Here is a 24656-nt window from a genome sequence, read left to right as displayed (position 1 = left end):
TTTCGGGGATCTTCCGCACCCCCCTTGCGGGTGGAAACCCGCATTTCAGGCGGGCCGCCCCCGGAGGTAGGCGTTCCAGCCGCCGGCGGGCCGCTCCGCCACGTCCATCGACTGGAGCTTCTCCAGCACTTCGGGCCGCTGCACGTCCAGCCAGTCCACGAACTGGCGGAAGGAGACGAGGCGTACGTCGCCGCCCTTCTCCTTCTCGCGGGCGACGTGGGTGAAGACGTGCTCGACGGCGTCCATGTAGATGCCGCCGTTCCACTCCTCGAAGTGGTTGCCGATGAAGAAGGGCGCCCGGTTCGTCTCGTATGCCCGCTTGAATCCCGATACGTACGATTCCGCGGCCTGGGTACGCCAGGCCGGGTAGTTGTACGAGGGCGCCCGGGTGGAGTTGACCGACTGGTTGGCGAGGATGTTGTAGTCCATCGAGAGGACCTCGAAGCGGTGCCCGGGGAAGGGCATCGCCTGGAGCGGCAGGTCCCACAGTCCCTGCTTCTTCTGCGGCCAGCGCTGGACGCCGCCGGGCGAGGAGGCGTCGTAACGCCAGCCGAGCTCTCGGGCGACGGGCAGCAGATTGTCCTGGCCGAGCAGGCAGGGGGTGCGGGCGCCGATGAGCTCCTTCTCGTAGTCGAAGGGCAGCGCGGGCAGATCCGTCCAGCCCGTGTGGGTGCGCCACTGGGTGACGAAGGCCTTGGCCTGCTCGATCTCGCTGGCCCACTGCCGGGACGTCCAGTTGCCGACCGATCCGGAGCCGCCGCAGAAGTGGCCGTTGAAGTGGGTGCCGATCTCGTGGCCGTCGAGCCAGGCCTGACGGACCAGCTTCAGGGTGGACCTGACGTGCTCGTCGCTCAGGTACCCGATGTCCGAGGCGCCGCGCGGGTTGTTCGGCGGGTCGTAGACGCGCTTCTTCGACTCGGGCAGCACATAGAGCCCGGAGAGGAAGAACGTCATGTGCGCGTCGTTCTCCCGGGCGAGCCGGAGGAAGCGATCGAAGAGACCGGTGCCGACCTCTCCGGCACCGTCCCAGGAGAAGACCACGAACTGCGGCGGGGTCTCGCCCGGCTCCAGCGGTACGGGATACCGGGGCTGGCGCGGCTGCTTGCCCGTGTACGCGGTGGAGCCGTCGCCGATGAGACGCGCGGCCGGCTTCTTCGGGGCGCCGGGCCGGCCGGTGCCGGAGGGCGAGGGGGAGCCGCCGGGGCGGCCCGCGGCGTCCCCCTGGGCGGTGGTGCCGCACGCGGCGAGCCCCAGCGTGGCCGCGGCACCCGCCCCGAGGCCGATCATTCCCCTCCGGCTGACGTCCCGCATACGGTCCTCATCTCATGGCGCCCTCTCAGCTGACTCTCAGCTGGCACTCCATGAGAGGACACGTTGACGTCAGAGGTTCCGTTCAACTCGCGGATGTTTATACGATTTTACGAAGATGAGACCATTTGGCCCGACTTCTCCGCCCGTCAGGCCCCGAACGCCTTGTCCTTGCCCTTCACCGGCTTGGCACCGGCGAGCAGATGAGCCGGAACCAGATCGCGCGCCGGCTCGGTGTACCCCACGGACACGATCCTGTCGCCCCGGTAGGTGAACGTCGTCAGGGAGGCCAGCGTGCACTGCCGCTTGCGGGGGTCGTGCCACAGCCGCCGCTTCTCCACGTAGCTGCGCACGATCCAGATCGGCAGCTGATGACTCACCAGCACCGCCTCGTGGCCGCGCGCGGCGTCCTTGGCCGCGTCCAGCGCCCCCACCATCCGCACCACCTGGTCGACGTACGGCTCGCCCCAGGACGGCTTGAACGGGTTGACCAGGTGCTTCCAGTTCTCCGGCCGCTTCAGCGCGCCGTCCCCGACGCCGAAGGTCTTGCCCTGGAAGACGTTGTCGGCCTCGATGAGCCGGCCGTCGGTCGCCAGGTCGAGACCGTGCGCCTTCGCGATCGGCGTGGCCGTCTCCTGCGCCCGCTCCAGCGGCGAGGCCACGACGTGCGTCACGTCACGCGAGGCGAGGTGCTCGGCCACCCGGTCGGCCATCCGCCGCCCGAGCTCGGACAGGTGGTACCCGGACAGCCGCCCGTAGAGCACACCCTCCGGGTTGGCGACCTCGCCGTGCCGCATCAGGTGGACGACGGTGATGTCGTCGCCACCCGCGCTCCCGGTGTCCCCGTTCGTACCGATCGTCACGCTCATGCCGTGGCCTCCGCCGCTGCCCGTGCCGCCGCCGGAAGGGCGTCGGCGATCCGCTGAACCGCCTGGTCGTCGTGGGCCGTCGATACGAACCACGACTCGAACGAGGACGGCGGCAGATACACGCCCTGCGCCAGCATCGAGTGGAAGAACGCGGTGTAGCGGAAGGACTCCTGCGCCTTCGCGCCCTCGTAGTCGCGCACCTCACGTCCCGTGAAGAAGACGGAGAACATGTTGGAGGCGCTCTGCAGACGGTGGGTCACACCCTCCTTGGCGAGCGCCTCGGTCACCAGCGTCCGGATCCGCTCCGACACCGCGTCGACCTTGGCGTACGCGGCCTCGTCGAGCAGCCGCAGCTGCGCGAGCCCAGCGGCGGTGGCGACGGGATTGCCCGAGAGCGTGCCCGCCTGGTACACCGGCCCGGCCGGGGCGAGGTGCGCCATGATGTCCGCGCGGCCACCGAACGCGGCGGCCGGGAAGCCGCCGCCCATCACCTTGCCGAAGGTCATCAGGTCCGGACGTACGCCGTCGATCCCGAACCAGCCGGCCCTGCTGGTGCGGAAGCCGGTCATCACCTCGTCGGAGATGAAGAGCGCGCCGTTCTTCGCGCACGCGTCCTTGAGACCCTGGTTGAAACCGGGCGCGGGCGGCACCACGCCCATGTTCCCGGGCGAGGCCTCCGTGATCACACAGGCGATCTCACCGGGGTGCGCGTGGAAGGCGGCCTGGACCGCCTCCAGGTCGTTGTAGGGCAGCACGATCGTGTCGGCGGCCTGGGCGCCGGTGACACCGGGGGTGTCGGGCAGCGCGAAGGTCGCCAGCCCGCTGCCGGCCGCGGCGAGCAGCGAGTCGACGTGCCCGTGGTAGCAGCCGGCGAACTTGATCACCTTCGACCGCCGGGTGAACCCGCGGGCGAGCCGGATGGCCGACATGGTCGCCTCGGTGCCGCTGGAGACGAGCCGGACCTGCTCGACGGGCTCGACGCGCGCGACGATCTCCTCGGCCAGGGCGACCTCGCCCTCACCGGGCGTACCGAAGGACGTACCGCGGGACACGGCTTCCTGAACGGCGGCGATGACCTCCGGGTGGGAGTGCCCGAGGATCATCGGACCCCAGGAGCAGACGAGGTCGACGTATTCGCGGCCGTCGGCGTCGGTCAGGTACGGACCGTCACCGGACACCATGAACCGGGGCGTACCGCCCACGGCGCGGAAGGCGCGCACGGGAGAATTCACGCCACCTGGCGTGACGACCTCCGCACGGTCGAACAGCGACTGCGAGGCTGGGGCTTCGTAGGGGTATGGCAGTTCGGTCATGACCTGCGACGTCTCCGACTCCGGGGGGCTAGTGACAACCTCAGGGTAGGCCAGGGGCGGCCGGGGGCCGTGAGGGGAAGAGCCGGTGGACGCGAGGCGGAGCACGGGGGAGCGTGAACGGACGGACCCGGGCCGACGTACGGCTTCACAGAGGAATGATCCCGGCCATCGTGGGGCCGGTGTGACGGAGTCCGGTACGACAACCGGGCCCCTTCCGTCGGCCATCTGCGAAACTGGGTCACGAACGGACAGCTCACATGAACGACAGCGTTCAGGGGCCGCGAAGATCCCGCGGACAGGTGTTTCGGCGTACGTTTCGGCGTGCGACCGTGGGGGAGGTCACTGTCACGATGATCGGGTTGCGTGGCGGGGGTCGCGCGACTTAGAAAAGCAGTCGGGTGGAGATATGCATCGCGGTGGCGGACTGGGCGAGGGGACCGACGACCTCAACCCTCGGCGTGCCCGGCGGGGAAAACACCGGCGCGAGGCGGAGGAAGCGGCCGGAACACGGGCCGGACAGGCACAGGGATCGCAGAGTGAGCCCGAGCGGATCGACCGCGAGGTGGAGCGACTGCGATCGGAGAACGGGAATGGTGGCCGAGTGGGGGTGACGTACAAATACTTCGGCGCGCCGGACGGCGCGACGGCAGCCCGCGTCCCGATCTCGATGCGGCCCGAGGAGCTCGGCGGCGACGAGCTCGGCATGAACGGCATGTTCACCAAGATCAAGCCGGAGACGATGGCCGCGATGGTCCTCACCGGCATAGAAGGCGTCCCCCTGAGCAAGGTGCCGCCGCTCGAACTCGTCGTCCTGCACCCCGACTACGCCGTGGTCAAGCTCCCGATGACCGTCGTCGACCCCATCCGCGGCATCGGCGAGGAGGCCGTCGGCGCCGCCGCCTTCATCTGGTCCACCGTCCCCGACCGGGGCGGCCCACGAGACGCCTTCAACGTCTACCAGCTGCTGCACGAGTGGCAGGACTTCTCCCAGCGCCTGCACGAGGCGGGACACCAGCCCTACTGCTTGGTGTGGCCGTGATCCGGACTCCTCCCGGCGCCTGACCCGGACTCCTCCGGCGCCTGACCCGAGCTCCCGGATCCACGCGGCCGGGACGGTCGCGCGCCACGGGCCCGCCCGCTCCGGGCCCCCGGGCCTCACCGCGCCCGCCCGGTTCCTGACCGCGCCCCCCCGGCGGGGTTCTGCCCCGGGCCTCCCGGGATCTTGTCCCTAGGCTCTCCGGAACCTGACCCCGGGCTTCTCCGGGACCGGGTCGTCGCCGCGCTCCCCCGGGCGCCCGCGCGCGAGCCGGGTCTCCCCGGGGCGCCTCCCATCGCCGGGACGCCCGACGGGGATTCCGAGAACCGCCGGGACAGCCCGACGGGGACTCCTGGAACTCGCCGGGACCGACCGGCTCTCCCCTCAACGGGACCCTGCCCTGCCTGGCCGAACGGCCGTTCTCGGCGCGGCGGCGGCCTGGCGGTCGCACACCGGCCCGGCGAGGGGCCGCACGTCGCCGCCCAGGCGAGGCAGCCACGTCTCCGTCCCGGCCGGGCGGTCCGCGCCGAGCCGGGACGGCCACGAACGCACCCAACCCCCCTTCCTCCGGACGGCTTTGGAGCCGGGGCGGGCGGTGTCCGCACCGTCGGGGCGGCATTCCCGGACGGTCGGCCCGCGCGGTGGCCGCCACGCCGGCCGCCACAGCCGGGAGCCTCGCGGTCGGCCCGCGTCCCCGTACGCCGTGTGCCGCCGACGGCCATGAGCCCTCCGGCCGCGGCGATCTGACGCCGGGCACCCCGCGCGGCCCAGCGGGGCGAGCAGACGTGTCGCCGCCGATCGGGTCACACGCGGAGCACCGCACGGGCCCGCTGGACACCGGGCCCCATCAGCGAATCAGCAGGTCAGACGGTTCGACCGGCTTCCGGGCGGCCGGCGGGGCGGCCGGTGGACGGGGCGTCGGCGGTAGGCCGGGCGGGCTTCTCAAGTGGTGGGCTCCGCTCATCGGCTTGACGGTTGATCACGTCGGGCCGGGTTTTTGTCCGCTGACACGAGGTCAGCTGCCCGGCCGCGACGGAAGGACTCCGAAAATGCGATCTGCCCGCATGCTCCTCGCAGCCGCGACGGCCACCGCCGCTCTCGCGATCGCCGCCCCCGGCGCCTATGCCGTCACGGCCGGCGACTGGGACCAAGGCGACTCCTCATCCTCCTCATCCCCCAAGGACCAGGACTCCTCCGCCTCGACCAAGGAGGACTCCTCTTCGTACGGCAAGGAGGAGGAGTCCTCGGAAGGCAAGAAGGAGGAGTCGTCCTCCTACGGCAAGGAGGACGACTCCTCCTACGGCAAGGAAGAGCCCGGCAAGGAGGAGCCCGGCAAGCCGGAGCACGAGAAGCCGGAGCACGGCAAGCCCGAGCACGAGAAGCCGGAGCACGAGAAGCCCTCGTGGCACCACGACAAGCCGAGCGGCGGTGTGCACACCGGCGGCGGCGCGCTGACGTTCCTCAAGTCGGACGACACGGCCAAGGATGACAAGAAGTACGACCCGGAGACCTACAAGGACAAGGGCTCCTCGAACTCCGACAGCGAGAAGGGCTCCTGGGAGAAGGACTCCTCGGGCAGTGAGAAGGGCTCCTGGGAGAAGGACTCCTCAGGCTCCGGTTCCTGGGACTCGGAGCACGAGAAGCCGCACGGCGGCATGCACACCGGTGGCGGCGGTCTCGCCTCGCCGGGTGTCACGGCCGGCGGAGTCGCGGTCCTCGGCCTCGGAGCCGCGGGCGTCTACGCGCTGCGCCGGAGGAACACCGCGGGTGGTGTGGCCTGACCATGCCTGATGACATAGCGGCCCGGGCCGCCACCCACGACCTTCGTGGCGGCCCGGCCTGCTTCCCTTTCTCCCGCTACCCCTCCCGTACGCCCACTCCCGCCCCGCCCGCTCCCGATCCTTCTCTCCCCTCCCCTCCCCTCCCCTCCCCTCTCGCCCGCTTCCCGGGCCACCGGCCCACCTGCTCGCGCTCCCGCCGCTCCCCCGGCCCCCGGCCTCCCAGCCCCGACCGGCTGGTCCCCTTCTCGACCACTGCTGCCGCCCTTGCTACCGCTGCTGTTCTTGCCGCCCCACCGACCCGCTGTTCCCGCCGTTCCTGGTCTTCCTGTTCCTCCCGCCGTTTCGGCCCTTCCGCTTTGCTGCCCCGACCCGATGAGGTGGTGCCCGATGGCAGCCCGGTTGTCTTCTCCCGCGGAGTCCCCGTACACGTCGCCCGGCCGGAACCCCCGGCACCGGGTGACGTGGTTCGTTTGGTGCGCCGGCTTCGCGGTCCTCATGGCGATGAGCCTGTTCCGCGGCCATGACGAACCGTCCGGCCCCTCCCACTCCTCCGGTGCCGCGGCGGCCCCCGCGCCCTCGTCCTCGCGGGCGGCCCCGGCCCGCGCCGGCGAGGACGGCAAGCACCTTCCGCGAGCCGAACCGACCCGTCTGCTCATCCCGAAGATCAAGGTCAACGCTCCCTTCACCGAACTCTCCACCGACGACACCGGCCGGCTCCAGCCCCCGCCCGCGAACGACACGAACCTGGTGGGCTGGTACGCCGAGGGCGTCTCGCCCGGTGAGAAGGGTGCGGCGATCATCGCCGGGCACGTCGACACGACCACCTCGGCGGCCGTGTTCGCCGGGCTGGCCGACCTGAAGAAGGGCGACAAGTTCAGCGTCCAGCGGTCCGACGGCCGCACGGCGTCCTTCGTCGTCGACAAGACGGAGACCTTCGCGAAGAACGCCTTCCCCGACGACGAGGTGTACGCCGACACTCCCGACGCCCAGGTGCGCCTCATCACCTGCGCCGGGAACTACGACCGGTCGGTCAAGGACTACACCGACAACCTGGTGGTCTTCGCCCACCTCGTCTGAGCCGACGGCCACGGCGGCGGCGTGCGCGGCGAGGCTCTCCGTCGCCCCCGCGGGACGGTTCTCCGCCGGCCCCCGCGGGAAGGTCCTCCGCCCGCCCCTGACTCCCCCTCCGCCCCTCGCGGGCAGGGGAGTCGGCGACCGGGTCTCCCGAGCCGCCGACTCCCGTGCGGTGTACGCGGATCCGTCAGCCCTTCGTCGCCAGTTCCCTCAACGCGACGTTGAGTTCGAGGACGTTGACCCTGGGCTCTCCGATGAAGCCCAGGGTCCGGCCGTCGGTGTGCTCGTCGACCAGCTTCCGCACCTGGGCGACCGGAAGTCCGTTCCGCTGCGCGACCCGGTACGCCTGGAGGTCGGCGTACGCCGGGGAGATGTCCGGGTCGAGGCCGGAGCCGGAGGAGGTGACCGCCTCGGCGGGCACGTCCGCGGGCTTCACCGTGTGGCCGGGGACCGAGTTGTCCTTGACGACGGCCGCCTTGGCCGCCCTGACCCACTCGATCAGGTCGGCGTTGTCGCCGGAGCGGTTGGTGGCGCCGGACAGGATCAGCTCGTACCGGGTGTTGACGCTGTTGGTCCCGAGGCCGTTCCGCGGGCGGCCCTGGAACCACTTCAGGTCGGGCTCCGGGGTCTCCTGGCCCTTCTTCAGCGGCAGGTTGTAGGCCTGGCCGATGAGCGAGGAGCCGACGACCCTGCCGTCCGCCTCGATCTCCGAGCCGTTCGCCCTGCCGGGGAGAACACCCTGGGCGACACCGGTGACGGCCAGCGGATAGACGACGCCGGTGACCAGGGTCAGCACGAGCAGGGCCCGCAGACCGGCCCAGAGCAACCGGGCCGTGCTGGTTGCCGAGTTGTTCATGAGGATCAGCACGCTTTCAGGGAGTTACAGCCCGGGAAGGAGGGAGACGAGCAGGTCGATGATCTTGATGCCGACGAAGGGCGCGACAAGGCCGCCGAGTCCGTAGATCCCGAGGTTGCGGCGCAGCATCCGGTCGGCGCTCATCGGCCGGTAGCGCACACCCCGCAGGGCGAGCGGGACCAGCGCGATGATGATCAGTGCGTTGAAGACGACGGCGGAGAGGATCGCGGAGTCGGGCGAGGACAGGTGCATGACGTTGAGCTTGTCCAGGCCCGGATAGACGGCGGCGAACAGCGCCGGGATGATCGCGAAGTACTTGGCGACGTCGTTGGCGATGGAGAAGGTCGTCAACGCGCCCCGGGTGATCAGCAGTTGCTTGCCGATCTCGACGATCTCGATGAGCTTGGTGGGGTTGGAGTCCAGGTCCACCATGTTCCCGGCCTCCTTGGCGGCCGAGGTCCCGGTGTTCATGGCCACGCCCACGTCCGCCTGGGCCAGCGCGGGGGCGTCGTTGGTGCCGTCACCGGTCATCGCGACGAGTTTGCCGCCCGCCTGCTCCCGCTTGATGAGCGCCATCTTGTCCTCGGGGGTCGCCTCGGCGAGGAAGTCGTCGACGCCCGCCTCCTCGGCGATCGCCTTGGCGGTCAGCGGGTTGTCGCCCGTGATCATGACGGTCCTGATGCCCATGCGGCGCAGTTCCTCGAACCGCTCCCGCATACCGTCCTTGACGACGTCCTTCAGGTGGACGACGCCCAGCACGCGGGCGCCGTCCGTGTCCTCGACGGCGACCAGCAGCGGAGTGCCGCCCGCCTCGGAGATCCGGTCCGCCAGGACGCCGGCGTCCGGGGAGACCGTGCCGCCCCGCTCCCCGACCCAGGCGACGACCGAACCGGCGGCCCCCTTGCGGATCTTGCGTCCGCCGACGTCGACGCCGGACATCCGGGTCTGGGCGGTGAAGGCGATCCACTCGGCGCCCGCGAGTTCGCCCTGGTGGCGCTCGCGCAGCCCGTACTTCTCCTTGGCCAGGACGACGACGGAACGGCCCTCGGGTGTCTCGTCGGCCAGCGAGGAGAGCTGGGCCGCGTCCGCGACCTCGGCCCCGGTCGTCCCCGTGACCGGCACGAACTCCGACGCCTGCCGGTTGCCCAGCGTGATGGTGCCGGTCTTGTCCAGCAGCAGCGTCGACACGTCGCCCGCCGCCTCGACCGCGCGGCCGGACATGGCCAGGACGTTGCGCTGGACCAGCCGGTCCATGCCCGCGATGCCGATCGCGGAGAGGAGGGCGCCGATGGTGGTCGGGATCAGGCAGACCAGCAGGGCCACCAGGACGACCATCGTCAGACGCGTTCCGGCGTAGTCGGCGAACGGCGGCAGGGTCGCCACCGCGAGCAGGAAGGCGACGGTCAGGGAGGCGAGGAGGATGTTCAGCGCGATCTCGTTGGGCGTCTTCTGCCGTGCCGCGCCCTCGACCAGGGCGATCATCCGGTCGATGAAGGTCTCGCCGGGCTTCGTCGTGATCTTGACGACGATCCGGTCGGAGAGGACCTTCGTGCCGCCGGTGACGGCCGAGCGGTCGCCGCCGGACTCGCGGATGACCGGGGCCGATTCGCCGGTGATCGCCGACTCGTCCACGGACGCGACGCCTTCGACCACGTCACCGTCGCCGGGGATGACGTCCCCGGCCTCGCAGACGACCAGGTCGCCCACGCGCAGGTCGGTGCCGGGCACCCGTTCCTCGGATCCGCCGTCCCGGGAGAGCCGGCGGGCGACCGTGTCGGTCTTGGCCCTGCGCAGGGTGTCGGCCTGCGCCTTGCCGCGTCCCTCGGCCACCGCCTCCGCGAGGTTGGCGAAGACGACGGTGAGCCACAGCCAGGCGCTGATCGCCCAGCCGAACCCGTCGCCCGGGTTCTTGAAGGAGAAGACCGTGGTCAGCACCGAGCCGACGAGGACCACGAACATGACGGGCGACTTGACCATCACCCGCGGGTCGAGCTTGCGGAAGGCGTCCGGCAGCGACCTGAGGAGCTGCCCGGGGTCGAACAGACCCGCGCCGGCCCTCCCTTCGTCCTGGTGGCCGGTGGGCACGTCGTCGTGCGGCGCCCGGGCCGGGGTGACTGTGGACATCGCGTCCTCTTGGTTCTCCGTATGAGCGGTACGAGCGGTATGAGCAGTGCGAGGGGTGTGAGAGGTCATGACGCCAGCCCCTCGGCCAGCGGGCCCAGGGCGAGGGCCGGGAAGTAGGTCAGGCCGGTGATGATGAGGATCGCGCCCACCAACAGCCCCGCGAACAGCGGCTTCTCGGTGCGCAGGGTGCCCGCGGTCGCCGGGACCGGCTTCTGCCCGGCGAGCGAACCGGCCAGCGCGAGGACGAACACCATCGGTACGAAACGGCCGAGCAGCATGGCCAGCCCGATGGTGGTGTTGAACCACTGCGTGTCGGCGTTCAGGCCGGCGAAGGCCGAGCCGTTGTTGTTGGCGCCCGAGGTGTAGGCGTACAGGATCTCGGAGAAGCCGTGCGCGCCGCTGTTGGTCATCGAGTGGCCCGGGGTGGGCAGGGCCATCGCGGCGGCGGTGAAGACGAGCACCAGCGCCGGGGTGATCAGGATGTACAGGGCCGCGAACTTGATCTCACGGGTGCCGATCTTCTTCCCCAGGTACTCGGGGGTGCGGCCGACCATCAGACCGGCGATGAACACCGCGATGACCGCCATGATCAGCATGCCGTAGAGACCGGATCCGGTGCCGCCGGGCGCGATCTCGCCGAGCTGCATGCCCAGCATCGTGATGCCGCCGCCCAGACCGGTGAAGGAGGAGTGGAAGGAGTCCACCGCGCCCGTCGAGGTCAGGGTCGTCGCCACCGCGAAGATGGACGAGCCGCCGACGCCGAAGCGGGTCTCCTTGCCCTCCATCGCCCCGCCGGCGAGATCGAACGCCGGACCGTGGTGGTGGAACTCGGTCGCCATCATCAGCGCGGTGAACCCGATCCAGATGGTGACCATCGTGGCGAGGATCGCGTAACCCTGCCGGAGGCTGCCGACCATCCGGCCGAAGGTCCGGGTCAGCGCGAACGGGATCAGGAGGATCAGGAAGATCTCGAAGAGGTTGGTGAACGGGGTGGGGTTCTCGAAGGGGTGGGCGCTGTTGGCGTTGAAGTAGCCGCCGCCGTTGGTGCCCAGCTCCTTGATCGCCTCCTGGGAGGCGACCGCGCCGCCGTTCCACTGCTGCGAGCCGCCGAAGAACTGGCCCACCTCGTGGATGCCGGAGAAGTTCTGGATGGCACCGCAGGCGACGAGCACGATCGCGGCGATCACCGCGATCGGCACCAGGATCCGCAGCGTGCCGCGCACCAGGTCGGACCAGAAGTTGCCGAGTTCACCGGTGCGCGACCGTGCGAAGCCCCGTACGAGAGCGACGGCGACCGCCATGCCGACGGCCGCGGAGAGGAAGTTCTGCACCGCGAGGCCGCCAGTCTGCACGACGTGGCCCATGGCCTGCTCGCCGTAGTACGACTGCCAGTTGGTGTTCGACACGAACGACGCGGCGGTGTTGAACGCCTGGTCCGGGTCGATCGAGGAGAAGCCGAGCGAACCGGGCAGATGACCCTGGAGACGCTGGAGGAGGTAGAGGAAGAGGACACTGACGGCGGAGAAGGCGAGGACACCGCGCAGATAGGCGGGCCAGCGCATCCGCGCGTCCGGATCGGCGCCGATGCCCTTGTAGATCCACTTCTCCACGCGCAGGTGCCGGTCGGAGGAGTAGACCCGGGCCATGTGGTCGCCGAGGGGACGGTAGGCGAGTGCCAGTGCCGCTGTGAGAGCCAGCAACTGCAGCACGCCGGCGAGGACGGGGCTCATGTCGGCGCTCAGAACCTCTCCGGGAAGATCAGGGCGAGGACGAGATAGCCCAGCAGGGCGACGGCCACGATCAGGCCGACGCCCATCTCGAAATTGGATGCAGCCTCGGCGGTCACAGCTTCGTCACCCCCTTGGCGACGAGAGCCACCAGCGCGAACACCGCGATCGTGGTGACGACGAAGACCACGTCGGCCATCGCTTGCTCCAGGGGAGAGATTCGGAAAGGAAGGGAACGGTTAGAGAAGAACCCCTCCACGACCGGATTCGGCCGCCGTTGACGGCTCCCATACGGGACACGGCGGGCCTTTGACGCATCCCATACGAGCCACCGCCACGAGCACCTCGGAACCCCCACCGAGCCACCACCACGCGCACCTCGGAACCCCGGCCGAGCCCTGCCCAACGCGGCGCCGGAACCCCGACCGAGCTCTGTCCAAGGCGGCCCGGAGCACCGCGGGCGCCGCTCTCCTGGCGCTCCCGTGATGCGCGACCAGCGGGTCTTAACGCAAGCTTGACGCCTGGGGCCCCTTGGACGCGTGGGCCCATGGATCACTCTCTGCATACGCTGAGGCGCCGTCTCCTCGATGGCCGGAACCGATCGAAGAGCGCACGTCAGGAGAGTCACCGATGGCCAGCACCGAGCCCGCCCCGCCGAGCCGATTGCGGGCGTGGATGCTGGAAGGCCTGTCCGACATCGGCAAGGCCAAGGGCCGCCAGATGCCCAGACCGGCCGAGCCCGCGCCCGTGCACAAGGGGCAGCGCTGGTGGCGGGTCATGTGCCTGACCGGCGTCGACTACTTCTCCACCCTCGGCTACCAGCCGGGCATCGCCGCCCTCGCGGCCGGACTGCTGTCCCCCATCGCGACCATCGTGCTCGTCATCGTCACCCTGGCGGGCGCACTGCCCGTCTACCGCCGGGTCGCGGAGGAGAGCCCGCACGGCGAGGGCTCCATCGCGATGCTGGAACGCCTGCTCTCCTTCTGGAAGGGCAAGCTGTTCGTCCTCACCCTGCTCGGCTTCGCCGCCACCGACTTCCTGATCACCATCACCCTCTCGGCGGCCGACGCCTCCACCCACCTGGTGGAGAACCCCCATCTGAACAGCGCGCTGCACGACAAGCAGATGGTGATCACCCTGTTCCTCGTGGCCCTGCTGGGCGCGGTCTTCCTCAAGGGCTTCCTGGAGGCGATCGGCGTCGCGGTGGTCCTGGTGGCCATCTACCTCGGGCTCAACGTCGTGGTCGCGGTCGCGGGAGTCTGGCAGGTGATCACCCACGAGTACGTCGTCACCGACTGGACCACCGCCCTGACCGCCGAACACGGGAACGCCTTCGCGATGATCGGGGTGTCCCTGCTGGTCTTCCCCAAGCTCGCGCTCGGCCTGTCCGGCTTCGAGACCGGCGTGGCGGTCATGCCGCACGTGGAGGGCGACCCCGGCGACACCGAGGAGAAGCCGACCGGCCGTATCCGCGGCGCGAGGAAACTGCTGACGACCTCCGCCGTGATCATGAGCGTCTTCCTGATCGTGACCAGCTTCATCACCACCGTGCTGATCCCGGAGAAGGAGTTCGAGCCGGGCGGCCAGGCCAACGGCCGCGCCCTCGCCTATCTGGCGCACGAGTACCTCGGCAACGCCTTCGGCACGGTCTACGACGTCTCCACGATCTGCATCCTGTGGTTCGCCGGCGCCTCCGCCATGGCCGGGCTGCTCAACCTCATGCCGCGCTACCTCCCGCGCTACGGCATGGCCCCGCACTGGGCCCGCGCCGTCCGCCCCATGGTGATCGTCTTCACCCTGATCGCGTTCCTGGTCACCTGGATCTTCGACGCCGACGTCGACAAGCAGGGCGGCGCGTACGCCACCGGTGTCCTCGTCCTGATCAGCTCCGCCGCCATCGCCGTCACCATCGCCGCCCGCAAGGCGCGTCAGAAACACTGGACCATCGCCTTCGCCACCATCTCGGCGGTCTTCCTCTACACGACCGTCGTCAACATCATCGAACGCCCCGATGGTGTGAAGATCGGCGCCTGCTTCATCGCCGGCATCATGCTCGTCTCCTTCCTCTCCCGGCTCGCCCGCGCCTTCGAGCTGCGGGTGACCAGCATGACCATGGACGACATGGCCGAGCGGTTCGTACGGGACATCGCGAGCCGCCGCATCCGTTTCATCGCCAACGAGCCCGACCAGCGCGACATCACCGAGTACCGCGAGAAGATCGAGCAGATCCGCGCCGACCACGACCTCCCGCCCCAGGAGGACTTCGTCTTCCTGGAGGTCACCGTGCGCGACCCCTCGGAGTTCGAGTCGGTCATGACCGTACGCGGCGAAGTGCTGCACGGCCGCTACCGCGTCCTCACCCTGGAGTCGGCCTCCATCCCCAACGCCCTCGCCGCCCTGCTGCTGCACGTCCGCGACACCACGGGCTGCATCCCGCACATCTACTTCGAGTGGACCGAGGGCAACCCGTTCACCAACTTCCTGCGCTTCTTCCTCTTCGGGCAGGGCGAGGTCGCCCCGGTCACCCGCGAGGTGCTGCGCGAGGCCGAACCCGACCGAGCGCGACGGCCACGGGTGCACGTCGGCTGATCCCGCCCGCGGCCGGGCCCCCGCCACCCCGCCCGCCGGGGCGCGACCTTCCCCGGCGGCCGACACACGGGCAGGCGGTGAGAGGCCGGTAAGAAGGCCGGTGCCGGACCGCTCACCGGCGCGCACCCGCCCGAGGGCTTGGCAGACTGACGAGGTGCCCCAGAACGTGCTGCTCGCCGAGGACGACCGCGCCATCCGCCATGCTCTGGAAAGGGCACTGACCCTGGAGGGCTACGCGGTGACGGCCGTGGCCGACGGGGTGGAGGCGCTCGCCCAGGCCCACCGCACCCCGCCGGACGTCCTCGTCCTCGACGTCATGATGCCGGGCGTCGACGGCCTCCAGGTGTGCCGCGTACTGCGCGCCGAGGGCAACCGCACCCCGATCCTGATGCTCACCGCGCTCGTCGAGACCGCCGACCGTATCGCCGGCCTGGACGCGGGTGCCGACGACTACGTGGTCAAGCCGTTCGACGTCGAGGAGGTCTTCGCCCGGCTGCGGGCCCTGCTGCGCCGCACGGGGAACGGCGCCTTCGACGACGTACCGCCGTCCGCGCCGTCCGCGCCCCGGACGTCCGGGGCGCAGATCTCCGTGGCCGGGCTGCGCATGGACGTCCAGGCCCGCCGGGCCTGGCGCGGGACGCGCGAACTGGAACTGACCCGGACCGAGTTCGAACTCCTCGAACTGCTCATCCGCAACGCGGGCATCGTCCTCGACCACTCCACCATCTACGACCGGATCTGGGGCTACGACTTCGGCCCCGGCTCCAAGAACCTCGCGGTGTACGTGGGCTATCTGCGGCGCAAGCTCGACGAGCCGGGGGCCCCGGCCCTCATCCACACCGTGCGGGGCGTGGGATACGTCCTGAGGGAGGACTGAGTGCCCCCGGCCCTCCCCGGACCGGACGACCCACCGGACCCCGCCCCCACGGACGGCTCCGCCGATCCCACCGGCACGGACGCCTCCCGCGACCCCAACGGCACAGGCGGCCCGCCCCGCCCCACCGGCCAGGGACAGCCTGCCGGGGCCGCCGGGCCGGGCGGGCCGGGATCTCCCGAAGCGCCGGAAAGCGATGCCGGAGTGCCCACCGGGCGTGGCGACGCGGAGCCCACCGGGCCGGACACCCGCCACGGCCCCGGCGACGGCCAGGACGACCCGGGGCCGGACGGGCCCGGCGGGCGGTGGCCGAAGGCCCGGCGAGCCCGGCCCTCCCGGGAGGGCCGGTTCACCGGAGCGTCCCGTCGGCTGCGTCGGCTGTCCTCCCTGCGCGCCACCTTCACCCTGTCGTTCGCGGCCGTGGCCGCCGCCGTCACGGTCCTGGTCGGGTTCCTGAGCTACGACGCGGCCGCCCGGCTGGTGCGCGTCGACCAGCAGACCGTCTTCGCCGAGGTCGTCCAGGACCTGCGCGACCAGGTGCGTGAACACCCCCTGGGGCCGAGCGACTTCGCCCCCACCGACGCCGACCACGACGGCCCTCTCGACGAGATCATCAGGCCCAGCCGCACCGACGTCCAGGTGCTCGGTCCCCACGGCGCGATCGTCGGCCGCGGCAGTCCGCCCCTGCCCGTGAGCGACGGCGACCGGGTGATCGCCGACACCGGCGCGGCGGGGATGCTGGAGGAACACAAGGACGTCGACGTCGCCGGCGACCGCTACCGGCTGGCCACGGTCGCCCTCGGCGGCGGACACGGCGCGGTCCAGATCGCCCAGCAGTTCAGCGACACGGAGGACCTGCTCCGGGAACTCCAGCAGCGGACCGTCCTGCTCGTCGGGGGCGTCGTGATCGCCGCGGGGCTGTTCGGCTGGTGGCTGGCCCGGCGCATCACACGGCGCCTGGTGCGGCTCGCCGGGGCCGCCGAGGACGTGGCACGCACCGGACACCTCGGCATCCAGGTCCCGGTCACCGGGTACGACGAGGTGGCCCGGCTCGGCCGCTCCTTCGACCGGATGCTCGGCCGCCTCGCCCAGTCCGAGGACGACCAGCGCCGTCTGGTCCAGGACGCGGGACACGAACTCCGTACGCCGCTGACCTCCCTGCGGACGAACATCTCCATGCTCCGCCGGATCGACGAACTGCCGCCGGACGCCCGCGAGGAACTCGTCGCCGACCTGGCCCTGGAGTCCCGGGAACTGACGGATCTGGTCAACGAGCTGGTCGCTCTCGCGGCCGGCCGGTCCGACACCGAGCCCGTGCGCCGACTCGACCTCGCGGAACTCGCCGAGGACGCCGCGGTCGTCGCGCGCCGTCGCACCGGCCGGGAGATCACCGTCCGCGTCACCGGCGACACCGTCGTCGACGGCCGCCCGAACGCCCTCCAGCGCGCGATCTCCAACCTCGTGGAGAACGCCGCCAAGTTCGACCACGGCGACGGGTGCCCGATCGAGGTCGTGGTCGCGGGCCCCACCCCGCAGCCGGGAGTCCCCGCCGGACCGGTCCGGGTCGAGGTGCTCGACCGCGGCCCCGGGATCCGCGACGACGACCTGGTCCGCGTCTTCGACCGCTTCTACCGCGCCGCCGACGCCCGCAGCCTGCCCGGCTCGGGCCTGGGCCTGTCCATCGTCCGCGAGGTGGCGACAGCCCACGGAGGCACCCCGTTCGCCCACCCGAGAGAGGGCGGCGGCACGGTGATCGGGCTCACGGTCGGCAGCTGATCCGGAGCCGGGCCCCTTCAGCCCCCGGCCCGGGGAGATTCCAGCCCCTCCGGCGTTCTAGGAGCGGGGTCCGGGGCGGAGCCCCGGGTACGGGACGGGTAGGGGCGGAGGGGGCGAGACGCCCCTACGGCCGCAACGCCGCGAGCCGCTCCTCGAACGGCACGACATGGAACCCGTCCGAGCGCCGGGGCGCACTCCCCTGAGCGGGAACGGCCGAGCCGGACACCGCCCCGGCCGGCGCGGGACCGAGGTCCGGGACACCCGGGCCGACCTCCCCGGGGGCCGGACCCGGGCCGACCTCCCGAGCGGCCGTGCCGAGGCCCGGCACCGGAGCCAGGCCGGATGCAGGCCCGATGTCCGGGACCGAGCCGAGCCCCGGCACCGGAGCCGAACCCCCCGAAGCCGACCAGCCGGTCACCGCGGACATCAGCGACGCCAACTCCCCCGCCGCCCGCTCGACCCGCTCGGCGAGCCCCTCCGCGCCCCAGTCCTCCGAAGCCGCGTACACCCCGGTAGGCACGACCACCGCCCGCAGATACGCGAACAACGGCCGCAGCGCGTGTTCGAGGACCAGCGAGTGCCGCCCGGTCCCCCCGGTCGCCGCGATGAGCACGGGCTTGCCCGCCAGGGCGTCCTTGTCGAGCACGTCGAAGAACGACTTGAACAGGCCGCTGTAGGAGGCGGAGAACACCGGCGTGACGACGATCAGGCCGTCCGCCGAGGTCACCTCGTCGATCGCGGCGGAAAGCGCCCGCCCGGGGAAGCCGTTGGTGAAGTTGTGCGCGATCTCGACGGCGAGGTCGCGCAGTTCGACGACCCGCACGTCCACCGGTCCGGGCGCCCGGCCGGCGGTCGCGGCCGCCAGCCGGTCGGCCAGCAGCCGCGTGGACGACGGGACGCTCAGCCCCGCCGAGACGACGACGAGCTTCATACGGCGGTCACCTCTTCCTTGGCGGCGGCCACCCGGGCCGCGTGGGTCGGCGCGTCCGGAACACCGGCGGGCCGCCCCTTGGCGAACTCCTCGCGCAGCACCGGCACGACCTGCTCACCGAGGAGGTCGAGCTGCTCCAGCACGGTCTTGAGGGGCAGTCCGGCGTGGTCCATCAGGAACAACTGGCGCTGGTAGTCACCCGCGTAGTCGCGGAACGCCAGCGTCTTCTCGATGACCTGCTGCGGCGAGCCGACGGTCAGCGGGGTCTGCTCGGTGAAGTCCTCCAGCGACGGACCGTGTCCGTAGACCGGCGCGTTGTCGAAGTACGGCCGGAACTCCCGTACGGCGTCCTGCGAGTTGGGCCGCATGAAGACCTGGCCGCCGAGACCGACGATGGCCTGCTCCGCCGTGCCGTGACCGTAGTGCGCGTACCGCTCGCGGTAGAGCTCGACCATCTTCCTGGTGTGCTCGGCGGGCCAGAAGATGTTGTTGTGGAAGAAGCCGTCGCCGTAGTACGCGGCCTGTTCGGCGATCTCGGGCGAGCGGATGGAACCGTGCCAGACGAACGGCGCGACCCCGTCCAGCGGGCGCGGCGTCGAGGTGAACGACTGGAGCGGCGTACGGAACTTGCCCTCCCACGTCACCACGTCCTCGCGCCACAGGCGGTGCAGCAGCGCGTAGTTCTCGACGGCGAGGTTGATGCCCTGCCGGATGTCCTTCCCGAACCAGGGATAGACCGGCCCGGTGTTGCCGCGGCCCATCATCAGGTCGACCCGGCCGTCCGCGAGGTGCTGGAGCATCGCGAAGTCCTCGGCGATCTTCACCGGGTCGTTGGTGGTGATCAGCGTCGTGGACGTGGACAGCACGAGCTTCTCGGTGCGTGCCGCGATGTAGCCGAGCATCGTGGTCGGGGACGACGGCACGAACGGCGGGTTGTGGTGCTCACCGGTCGCGAAGACGTCGAGACCGACCTCCTCGGCCTTCTGCGCGATGGCGACCATGGCCTTGATGCGCTCGTGCTCGCTCGGCTCCCGGCCCGTGGTCGGGTCCGGAGTCACATCGCCGACGCTGAAGATCCCGAACTGCATGGTCGCTCACCCTCCATGTTGTTGATTGTTCAACTATACCCTCCCAACCACCACCCCGCCCCCGCTATTCCACGACCACCGACACCCCCGCCCCGACCCCCTCCCGGCACCCACACCCCACCCCTCACCCCCCGATCCCCCACCCCCTCGCGGCAAATCGTTTGACCGGACGGCACCCATGCCCGATATTTATCTGCGTGACGCAGATAATGCATGACGCAGACGTATCCACTGTGCCCCATCCCCCCGCCCGCACCCGCTGGGCGATCCTCGGCGTCGTCCTCGCCGCGGACGTCCTGGACCTCCTCGACGGCACCATCACGAACATCGCCGCCCCGACCATCAGCCACGACCTCGGCGGCGGCACCGCCCTCATCCAGTGGCTCGGCGCCTCCTACGCCCTCGCGCTCGGCGTCCTGCTCGTCCTCGGCGGACGGCTCGGCGACAAGTACGGCCGCCGCCGGCTCTTCCTGACCGGCCTCGCCGGCTTCACCGCGGCCTCGGTCGCCTGCGGCCTCGCACCGACACCGGGAACCCTCGTCGCCGCCCGCCTCGCCCAGGGCGCCTTCGGCGCGCTCGTCATCCCGCAGGGCTTCGGCATCCTCGGCGCCACCTGGCCCAGGAACCAGATCGGCAAGGCCTACAGCCTGTTCGGACCGGTGATGGGCCTGTCCGCCGTCGGTGGCCCGATCCTCGCCGGACTCCTCATCGACGCCGACCTCGGCGGCCTCGGCTGGCGCTCCATGTTCCTCATCAACATCGCGCTCGGCGGCGCCGCGCTCCTCGCGGCGGCCCGACTGCTCCCCCGCGACACCGGCGACCGCGCGACCACCGTCGACGTTCCCGGCTCCGCCCTCCTCGGCGCCACCATGCTCGCCCTGCTCACCGGCCTGATCGAGGGCTCGGCCCACGGCTGGACGGCGCTCCCCGCCCTTCTCCTGATCGCGGGCCTCGCGCTCTTCGCCGCGTTCTGCCACCGCCAGCGCACCGCGGCCGAACCGCTGATCCGGCCCTCACTGCTGCACAACCGCGGCTTCACCTCGGGCCTGGTCATCGGCGTCGTCTTCTTCGCCGCCGTCGCCGGCCTCCTCTACGTCGTCTCCCTCTTCCTCCAGCAGGGCCTCGGCCGCTCGCCGGCGGGCGCCGCGGTCGCCCTGATGCCCCTGTCCGCGGGCATCGTCATCGCCTCGATCGCCTGCTACCGGCTGATCGCCCGCCTGGGCCGCCGCCTGGTGCTCATCGGCTTCCTCGTCACGCTCACCGGAACGGCCCACCTCCTCGTCCTGGTCACCGTCTCCGGCACCGAGACCGGAAGCTGGGCCCTGGTTCCCCCGCTGCTCGTCATCGGTCTGGGCATGGGCGCCTGCTTCGGGTCGCTCTACGACGTCACCATCGGCGACATCGCACCCGAGGAGGCCGGCAGCGCGGGCGGCTCGCTCGGCGCGGTCCAGCAACTCGCCAACGCGACCGGAGCCGCCGCCGTCACCACCGTCTACTTCCGGGCGGGCGGCGGCGAGACCCACGCCACCACCGCGAGCCTCGTCGTCGTGGCCGCGATCACCCTCCTGTGCTGCCCCCTGGTACGCCTGCTGCCGCTCAAGGCCCAGGAGGAGCAGCACCACTAGCTTGATCCCGTAACGCTGTGTTGCGATCAGTTCCGAAGAACAGCCCCCGCTGCCGGTCGAGCGATGCTGCTCCGGGTACGTGGGCAAGGCAGCGAGCGCGAAGATCCCGTCGGAGTCAAGTCATCTGGACCAGCTTGTCACGGTGTACGACGGAGATGCCGGGCAGCGGGATCGGCTGCTGCCCGGTGACGACTGGTTGCGTCGGTGGAGTTCGACGTGGCAGGCGGGTGCGGGTGAGGTCTGCCGGCCGGTCCGGGATATGGCTCACGTACCGGTGCTGTCGTCCCGGCCGAGGCGAGGTGAGGAGCGCCCTCACGGCGTGCGCGGCCCGGCTCCCTCAGGTTGAGTTCATCACCGGGCCCCGCGCCAGACACCCCCGTCACCGTCCCGTCAGCTACGGCCGCGCGGCAGCATGAGGGCCGCGGCCGTGGTGGCTATCAGCATCACAACCGCGACGCACAAGGCGACCCGCAGACCCACGATGAACTCACCCCGGTCCGCGACCAAGGCTCCGAAGACGGCCACGGCGAGCGCGCCGCCCGTCTGCCGGAAGGAATTCAGGATCCCGGCGGCCATTCCGGCCCGATCCGCGGCGATGTCGTTCAGCAGGACGGCGGTCAGGGAAGGTACGAAGAAACCCAGGCCGAGGCCGACCGGGACGAGCATCGCCGCGATCACTGGTCTGCCGGTGCCCTCGTCGATCCAGAGCAGGCCGAACATCGCCAGCGCGAAGACCGCTTGTCCCACGGCGATCGGCATCCGCGGCCCGAAGCGTGCCGCAGCCCTGGCCGAGGCCAGGTTGGCTCCGGCGATCACGGCCATCATCGGCAGGAACATCAGCCCCGCGGCCATGACGGACAGGTTCAGAACGTCCTGGAAGAACAGGCTCAGCACGAACACCAGCCCGTAGAACGCGGCATTGCCGACGAAGCCGATCGCGACCGAAACCGTCACCGTGCGCGAACGGAAGAGGTCGAGCGGGACCAACGGCGCGGCGGTACGTGCCTCGATCATGATGAACGCGGCCGTCGCCACTGCGGCGAGCCCCAGGCAGCCCAGCACCACGGGCTCGCCGAAGCCCTTCTCCCCTCCGTCGATCACCGCGAAGGTGAGCGCCGCGAGCGCGACGATCGCCGTGAGCTGGCCGTACGGATCGAGCGGCGCGGCACGGCGCGGCGAGCGCTCCGCGCGGGTCAACACCGCGAGGGTGGCGATGCCGACGGGCAGGTTGACGACGAAGATCGCCCGCCAGCTCAGAGTGCTGGACAGCACCCCGCCGGCCACCGGGCCGGCGGCGACCGCGACGGCTCCGCCAACGGTCCACAGCGCGATGGCCCGTGCCCGTTCGGCCGTGTCCGGGAAGGCCTGCCGGACGAGGGCCAGCGAGGAGGGCAGCATGATCGCCGCCGCGCTCCCCTGGATCAGGCGGGCGGCGATCAGCTCGCCCAGCCCCGGCGCCAGTCCGCAGGCCGCCGAGGCGACCGTGAAGACCGCGACGCCGGCGCCGAACGCGCGGCTCGCCCCGATGCGGTCGGAGAGCGTGCCCGCGGAAAGCAGGAGTGCGGCGAACATCAGCGTGTAGGCGTCCACGATCCATTGCAGTCCCGCCGTGCTGCCGCCGAAGGTCCGCCCGATCCCGGGCAACGCCACGTTCATCGCCATGGTGTTGAGGTTGAGCAGAAAGATGCCCATGAACGTGGTCGCCAGGATCAGCTTCGGTGCGGCCGTGCGTTGCCGGGCATCCTGTGACGCGCGGGCTGGTTCAAGAGTGGTCATCCGTCCAGACTGGTGAGGCTCGCGAGGGCGAGGCAGACCGTGATCTTCCGGGGCGCGCCATAGGTGGGTGTGACAGGGCCAGGCTCCGGGCTGGACCCCTGATCACACGCTGACAGAATGACGGCATGACCGAGTTCGGGAAATTTCTGCGGGCTCGCCGTGGCGACATACGCCCGGCAGACGTCGGACTGCCCGCCGGAACCGGCACGCGCCGTACGCCGGGTCTGCGCCGGGAGGAGCTGGCGGCGCTGGCCGGTGTGAGCATCGACTACTACATACGTCTGGAACGCGGTAAGGAGACCCGTCCGAGCCCCTCCGTGGTCGAGGCGCTGGCCGACGCGCTCCGCCTCGACCAGGAGGAGAACGGCTTCCTGCACGAGCTGGCGGCGCGGGCGGCGCGGCGTGCGCCCGAGCCCCGTCCCCTGCCGTCACGGCGGGTCCGTCCGACCGTCACGCAGCTTCTGGAGACGCTCCGGCCCAACCCGGCGTACGTCGTGAGCCGCACCAACGACCTGCTGGCGGCCAATCCCGGCGGGCTGCGGCTGCTCCACGGCATCGCCGACTGGCCGGAGCGGCAGCGGAACACCGTCCGGTACACCTTCCTGCACCCAGCTGCCCGCGAGCTGTGGGCGGACTGGGAACAGAAGGCCAAGGGGTGCGTCGCCCAGTTGCGGGCGATCGCCGGCACCGATCCGGACGCCCCGGATCTCGCCGCACTCGTAGGTGAGCTGATCGTCAAGAGCCCCGACTTCAACCGGCTCTGGGAGCGGTACGAGGTGCACACGATCGGCGACGGCGAGAAGACGCTCCGACACCCGGAGGTCGGCACGATGACGCTCTCGCACGAAGGGCTGTCCCTCAACCGCGCACAAGGCCAGCGCCTCATCATCTACATGGCGCCGCCCGGCAGCCCGGACCACGACAAGATGACGCTCCTCGACCTCGCCGCCTCCGGCCCGTCCGTCGGTTCCGGCGAGACGGCGCCCGTCTCACCCTCCCGGAGACAGGGCTGAAAAGTGTTGCACAAGGTCATGATCAGGGCATTTCTCCTGTATGGGTGGGGTGTCGAGGGCTGATCCGCTGTGGGTGGAGACGTTCACCGGGCTGCGGATGGACCGGTTCGCGAAGCTGGTGAAGGTGGTGCGGGAACGGGCCGGGCGGCGGTCGGCCGTGGTGCCTGCCGCTGGCGGACCGGGTCCTGCTGGTGGCCGTCCACTACCGCACCAACCTCACGATGCGCCAGCTCGCCCCGCTGTTCGGCATCTCCTCGGCGACGGTCTGCCGGGTCGTCCAGCGGCTTGGCCCGCTGCTTGCCCTGGAGCCTGCGCCACGGCCGATGGCGGACATCGAACGTCTGTGGATCGTGGACGGCACCCTGATCCCGGTCCGTGACCGGAAGATCGGCGCCTCGAGCCGCAACTACCGGTTCTCGGCGAACGTGCAGGTCGTCATCGACGCCGACACGCGTCTGGTCATCGCCTCGGCCCGGCCCGCGCCGGGCAACAAGGCCGACGCCCACGTCTGGCGCGAGTCGGATCTGCTGGCCGCGGCGGCCGGAGTGACGGTGCTCGCGGACGGCGCCTACCTGGGCACCGGGCTGATCGTCCCGCACCGCAAGAGAGCCGGACGGCCCCTCCTGCGCGGGCAGGAGCAGGACAACGCCGAACACCGACGGGTGAGGGCCCGTGTCGAGCACACCTTCGCCCGCATGAAGAACTGGAAGATCCTTCGCGACTGCCGTCAGAAGGGCGACAGCCTCCACCACGCCGTCCAAGCCGTCGCCACCATGCACAACCTCGCCCTCACCGGGTGAAACACCAGGTCAAGCACCCACTCCGACCTGCTCGAGAAGGACCTTGTGCAACACTCTCCAGATCCCCAGCCACCACGGGCCCTTCCGGACTCGGTC

19 protein-coding genes and 1 pseudogene are annotated in these 24656 nt (G+C 70.9%); 9 read left to right on the top strand and 11 right to left on the bottom strand.

The window, feature by feature from the left end:
- Positions 1–45: 45 nt before the first annotated feature.
- The 3 genes from ACFYW7_RS30185 to hemL form a co-directional block, all read right to left on the bottom strand.
- Positions 46–1311: a hypothetical protein gene (locus tag ACFYW7_RS30185; RefSeq protein ID WP_389508112.1), complete on the bottom strand. Its 1266-nt coding sequence runs from the start codon at positions 1309–1311 to the stop codon at positions 46–48.
- A gap of 146 nt (positions 1312–1457) precedes the next feature.
- Positions 1458–2177 carry a histidine phosphatase family protein gene (locus ACFYW7_RS30180; RefSeq protein ID WP_389508110.1) on the bottom strand — a complete coding sequence of 240 codons (720 nt, stop codon included), beginning with the start codon at positions 2175–2177 and terminating at the stop codon, positions 1458–1460.
- On the bottom strand, positions 2174–3490 hold the full coding sequence (gene hemL / locus ACFYW7_RS30175; RefSeq protein ID WP_389508108.1) for a glutamate-1-semialdehyde 2,1-aminomutase: 1317 nt from the start codon (positions 3488–3490) through the stop codon (positions 2174–2176). Before hemL ends, ACFYW7_RS30180 begins: the two co-directional genes overlap by 4 nt.
- 406 nt (positions 3491–3896) lie before the next feature.
- Here hemL and ACFYW7_RS30170 point away from each other — a divergent pair, with 406 nt between their 5' ends.
- The 3 genes from ACFYW7_RS30170 (at position 3897) to ACFYW7_RS30160 (ending at position 7384) form a co-directional block, all read left to right on the top strand.
- Positions 3897–4529, top strand: coding sequence for a hypothetical protein (locus ACFYW7_RS30170; RefSeq protein ID WP_389508106.1), 633 nt, complete (start codon positions 3897–3899; stop codon positions 4527–4529).
- A 1046-nt stretch (positions 4530–5575) separates the two neighbouring features.
- Positions 5576–6307 (top strand): hypothetical protein, encoded by a 732-nt coding sequence (locus tag ACFYW7_RS30165; RefSeq protein WP_389508104.1) that lies wholly within the window; start codon positions 5576–5578, stop codon positions 6305–6307.
- 387 nt (positions 6308–6694) lie between these two features.
- Positions 6695–7384: a class F sortase gene (locus tag ACFYW7_RS30160; protein WP_389508102.1), complete on the top strand. Its 690-nt coding sequence runs from the start codon at positions 6695–6697 to the stop codon at positions 7382–7384.
- A gap of 184 nt (positions 7385–7568) precedes the next feature.
- Here the strand turns inward: ACFYW7_RS30160 and ACFYW7_RS30155 are convergent, their stop codons facing one another.
- From ACFYW7_RS30155 to ACFYW7_RS30135, 5 genes are all read right to left on the bottom strand, one after another.
- A complete protein-coding gene (locus ACFYW7_RS30155; RefSeq protein ID WP_389508576.1) occupies positions 7569–8237 on the bottom strand; it encodes a potassium-transporting ATPase subunit C in 669 nt (222 codons plus the stop codon).
- A 24-nt stretch (positions 8238–8261) separates the two neighbouring features.
- Positions 8262–10361: a potassium-transporting ATPase subunit KdpB gene (gene kdpB, locus ACFYW7_RS30150; protein WP_389508100.1), complete on the bottom strand. Its 2100-nt coding sequence runs from the start codon at positions 10359–10361 to the stop codon at positions 8262–8264.
- A 65-nt stretch (positions 10362–10426) separates the two neighbouring features.
- Complete coding sequence (gene kdpA / locus ACFYW7_RS30145) at positions 10427–12091, bottom strand: potassium-transporting ATPase subunit KdpA (protein ID WP_389508098.1); 1665 nt, start codon at positions 12089–12091, stop codon at positions 10427–10429.
- 8 nt (positions 12092–12099) lie between these two features.
- Positions 12100–12177, bottom strand: a complete 78-nt coding sequence (kdpF, locus tag ACFYW7_RS30140) for a K(+)-transporting ATPase subunit F (protein ID WP_151470798.1) — start codon at positions 12175–12177, stop codon at positions 12100–12102.
- A gap of 26 nt (positions 12178–12203) precedes the next feature.
- On the bottom strand, positions 12204–12347 hold the full coding sequence (locus tag ACFYW7_RS30135; RefSeq protein ID WP_389508096.1) for a hypothetical protein: 144 nt from the start codon (positions 12345–12347) through the stop codon (positions 12204–12206).
- 371 nt (positions 12348–12718) lie between these two features.
- Here ACFYW7_RS30135 and ACFYW7_RS30130 point away from each other — a divergent pair, with 371 nt between their 5' ends.
- The 3 genes from ACFYW7_RS30130 to ACFYW7_RS30120 all read left to right on the top strand — a co-directional run bounded on the left by ACFYW7_RS30130 (position 12719) and on the right by ACFYW7_RS30120 (position 17327).
- Complete coding sequence (locus tag ACFYW7_RS30130; protein ID WP_389508094.1) at positions 12719–14677, top strand: amino acid transporter; 1959 nt, start codon at positions 12719–12721, stop codon at positions 14675–14677.
- A gap of 154 nt (positions 14678–14831) precedes the next feature.
- Positions 14832–15554: a response regulator transcription factor gene (locus ACFYW7_RS30125; RefSeq protein WP_389508092.1), complete on the top strand. Its 723-nt coding sequence runs from the start codon at positions 14832–14834 to the stop codon at positions 15552–15554.
- Between the two features lie 366 nt (positions 15555–15920).
- Positions 15921–17327: an ATP-binding protein gene (locus tag ACFYW7_RS30120; protein ID WP_389508573.1), complete on the top strand. Its 1407-nt coding sequence runs from the start codon at positions 15921–15923 to the stop codon at positions 17325–17327.
- A gap of 124 nt (positions 17328–17451) precedes the next feature.
- Here the strand turns inward: ACFYW7_RS30120 and ACFYW7_RS30115 are convergent, their stop codons facing one another.
- Together ACFYW7_RS30115 and ACFYW7_RS30110 are read right to left on the bottom strand one after the other, a co-directional pair.
- The gene (locus ACFYW7_RS30115) at positions 17452–18258 is read right to left on the bottom strand and encodes an FMN reductase (RefSeq protein WP_389508090.1); all 807 of its coding nucleotides are present in this window, start codon (positions 18256–18258) and stop codon (positions 17452–17454) included.
- Positions 18255–19346 (bottom strand): LLM class flavin-dependent oxidoreductase, encoded by a 1092-nt coding sequence (locus ACFYW7_RS30110; RefSeq protein WP_389508087.1) that lies wholly within the window; start codon positions 19344–19346, stop codon positions 18255–18257. The genes ACFYW7_RS30115 and ACFYW7_RS30110 overlap by 4 nt, the downstream gene beginning before the upstream one ends.
- 233 nt (positions 19347–19579) lie before the next feature.
- On the opposite strand from ACFYW7_RS30110, the gene ACFYW7_RS30105 reads away from it, so the two are divergent.
- Positions 19580–20971: an MFS transporter gene (locus tag ACFYW7_RS30105; protein WP_389508084.1), complete on the top strand. Its 1392-nt coding sequence runs from the start codon at positions 19580–19582 to the stop codon at positions 20969–20971.
- A 390-nt stretch (positions 20972–21361) separates the two neighbouring features.
- Here ACFYW7_RS30105 and ACFYW7_RS30100 read toward each other — a convergent pair whose 3' ends face one another.
- Positions 21362–22747 (bottom strand): MFS transporter, encoded by a 1386-nt coding sequence (locus tag ACFYW7_RS30100; protein ID WP_389508082.1) that lies wholly within the window; start codon positions 22745–22747, stop codon positions 21362–21364.
- Positions 22748–22872: 125 nt separating this feature from the next.
- Between ACFYW7_RS30100 and ACFYW7_RS30095 the strand changes: the two genes are divergently transcribed.
- Both ACFYW7_RS30095 and ACFYW7_RS30090 read left to right on the top strand, forming a co-directional pair.
- On the top strand, positions 22873–23760 hold the full coding sequence (locus ACFYW7_RS30095; RefSeq protein ID WP_389508080.1) for a helix-turn-helix transcriptional regulator: 888 nt from the start codon (positions 22873–22875) through the stop codon (positions 23758–23760).
- Between the two features lie 40 nt (positions 23761–23800).
- Positions 23801–24560: pseudogene (locus ACFYW7_RS30090) on the top strand (transposase family protein).
- Positions 24561–24656: the final 96 nt, after the last annotated feature.

Source organism: Streptomyces sp. NPDC002580 (assembly GCF_042889485.1).
Taxonomy (GTDB): Bacteria; Actinomycetota; Actinomycetes; order Streptomycetales; family Streptomycetaceae; genus Streptomyces.
The sequence above is the reverse complement of the archived record's forward strand: the minus strand, read 5'-3'. Positions and strand labels throughout refer to the sequence as shown.

Bases quoted from the DNA above. Each gene is read 5' to 3' on its own strand.
- ACFYW7_RS30185 (WP_389508112.1), bottom strand. From the start codon at position 1,311: ATGCGGGACGTCAGCCGGAGGGGAATGATCGGCCTCGGGGCGGGTGCC.
- ACFYW7_RS30180 (WP_389508110.1), bottom strand. From the start codon at position 2,177: ATGAGCGTGACGATCGGTACGAACGGGGACACCGGGAGCGCGGGTGGC.
- hemL (WP_389508108.1), bottom strand. From the start codon at position 3,490: ATGACCGAACTGCCATACCCCTACGAAGCCCCAGCCTCGCAGTCGCTG.
- ACFYW7_RS30170 (WP_389508106.1), top strand. From the start codon at position 3,897: ATGCATCGCGGTGGCGGACTGGGCGAGGGGACCGACGACCTCAACCCT.
- ACFYW7_RS30165 (WP_389508104.1), top strand. From the start codon at position 5,576: ATGCGATCTGCCCGCATGCTCCTCGCAGCCGCGACGGCCACCGCCGCT.
- ACFYW7_RS30160 (WP_389508102.1), top strand. From the start codon at position 6,695: ATGGCAGCCCGGTTGTCTTCTCCCGCGGAGTCCCCGTACACGTCGCCC.
- ACFYW7_RS30155 (WP_389508576.1), bottom strand. From the start codon at position 8,237: ATGAACAACTCGGCAACCAGCACGGCCCGGTTGCTCTGGGCCGGTCTG.
- kdpB (WP_389508100.1), bottom strand. From the start codon at position 10,361: ATGTCCACAGTCACCCCGGCCCGGGCGCCGCACGACGACGTGCCCACC.
- kdpA (WP_389508098.1), bottom strand. From the start codon at position 12,091: ATGAGCCCCGTCCTCGCCGGCGTGCTGCAGTTGCTGGCTCTCACAGCG.
- kdpF (WP_151470798.1), bottom strand. From the start codon at position 12,177: ATGGGCGTCGGCCTGATCGTGGCCGTCGCCCTGCTGGGCTATCTCGTC.
- ACFYW7_RS30130 (WP_389508094.1), top strand. From the start codon at position 12,719: ATGGCCAGCACCGAGCCCGCCCCGCCGAGCCGATTGCGGGCGTGGATG.
- ACFYW7_RS30115 (WP_389508090.1), bottom strand. From the start codon at position 18,258: ATGAAGCTCGTCGTCGTCTCGGCGGGGCTGAGCGTCCCGTCGTCCACG.
- ACFYW7_RS30110 (WP_389508087.1), bottom strand. From the start codon at position 19,346: ATGCAGTTCGGGATCTTCAGCGTCGGCGATGTGACTCCGGACCCGACC.
- ACFYW7_RS30100 (WP_389508082.1), bottom strand. From the start codon at position 22,747: ATGACCACTCTTGAACCAGCCCGCGCGTCACAGGATGCCCGGCAACGC.
- ACFYW7_RS30095 (WP_389508080.1), top strand. From the start codon at position 22,873: ATGACCGAGTTCGGGAAATTTCTGCGGGCTCGCCGTGGCGACATACGC.